This window comes from Bacteroides sp. HMSC067B03 (assembly GCF_001811315.1).
GTDB classification, from domain to species: domain Bacteria; phylum Bacteroidota; class Bacteroidia; order Bacteroidales; family Bacteroidaceae; genus Bacteroides; species Bacteroides faecis.
The window spans coordinates 1-1,158 of the sequence record NZ_KV804258.1; the positions used below are offsets into that span (position 1 = coordinate 1).

The 1,158-nt window shown below is 49.0% G+C and carries 1 protein-coding gene and 2 pseudogenes; all 3 read right to left on the reverse strand.

The genetic code is table 11. From position 1 onward, the window contains the following. Positions 1–193 (reverse strand): annotated as a pseudogene (locus HMPREF2794_RS01810) (hypothetical protein); the annotation flags it as partial. Next, positions 190–825, reverse strand: coding sequence for a DUF6046 domain-containing protein (locus HMPREF2794_RS01815; protein ID WP_004308939.1), 636 nt, complete (start codon positions 823–825; stop codon positions 190–192). The pseudogene HMPREF2794_RS01810 and the gene HMPREF2794_RS01815, both read right to left, overlap by 4 nt. 4 nt (positions 826–829) lie before the next feature. Continuing rightward, positions 830–1,158, reverse strand: a pseudogene (locus HMPREF2794_RS01820) (phage tail tape measure protein); the annotation flags it as partial.

Sequence of the window (1,158 nt, forward strand, 5' to 3'; positions counted from 1 at the left end):
CCCCGGCAGACAGCAGTTCCTTCAGGTCTTTTCCCGCAAAGTATCTGATACGTCTCGGAAGGACTATTTCAGCGGAGTCCGTCAGCATCTTCCATGAACTTTCAATGTGAACCGATGAAACCGTATAGATGACCAGTTCCCCGCGTTTCATGTTTGCCGGGAATGTGATCCGGCTGCACATCATATAACTCATAGTGTCAGTTCATAAGGGTTATCACTCGTTGCTTCTATCGTGAATGGAACTACGCTGCTGTTTCCCTGAATCGGATTGAACGAAATGTTATCAATAATGATGGAATAAATTTCCTTGTTATTAAAGATGCTTCCCGTTACTCCGATTGCTTCCGTCACTTTGCGGAATTTGCAGAGCGCGTTCACCTGTTCGGCTACCGTCTTGTAACCTTCCCGGCTTTTGTCCGCTATGCAGAATCCCCGGATATTGATTTTCCAGTCATCAAGCCCGTAGACTTCCTTTATAGTCCCGTGAATGCCCAGAACTTTCGTCTTGGAACAGTTCATCGGACGCGAAAAGTCCACGATCGTTGCATACGGCATCGGAAAACTAGCCATATTCATCGTGCCGCGTGACCCGTCCGGATTATAGGTGCTGTATTGCTTGTTACCGTCAAGGGTAAACGTCCCGATGACCGGAGTCCCCATCCAGCTGTACGCTTCGGCTTCGGCATCCGGGATGGTTGTCACCCCGGTGTATTTTCCCGGATCATAATCCTGCAGGGTTCTTCCCCACGGAAGATAAATCGGGGATGAGATTCCGAAAACTTCCGTGAACAATGCACCAATATTTAACGCTGTATTTCCTGTCATAACTTTATCCTATTGCTGGTACTGTATCGGTTATCACCGCTAAAATTTCCCGTTTGACCTTATCCGCAACATCGCGCATGTCCGCACCTGCCGCAACCCTGAAATGATTATTGAATGTCACATTCATAGTGATATTCCTTACGCTGCTTCCGCCTTTTCCGCCAAGTCCCACATCTTTCCCGGAAGTTCCTCCGGTTACGGTTACAGCGGTCGGTTTGTTGACTGCCGCTGGTGCGGTGTCCAGTTGGAACTTGTCAAGTCCGGGGACTTTGTCTTTGTTACGCCAGCTTTCCCGTCCTTTTTCCTTGCCTTCTTCCCATGCCCGACCGACTG

What these genes read in the sequence shown, in the direction of transcription:
- HMPREF2794_RS01815 (WP_004308939.1), bottom strand. Translation starts at nt 825, where the DNA reads ATGACAGGAAATACAGCGTTAAATATTGGTGCATTGTTCACGGAAGTT.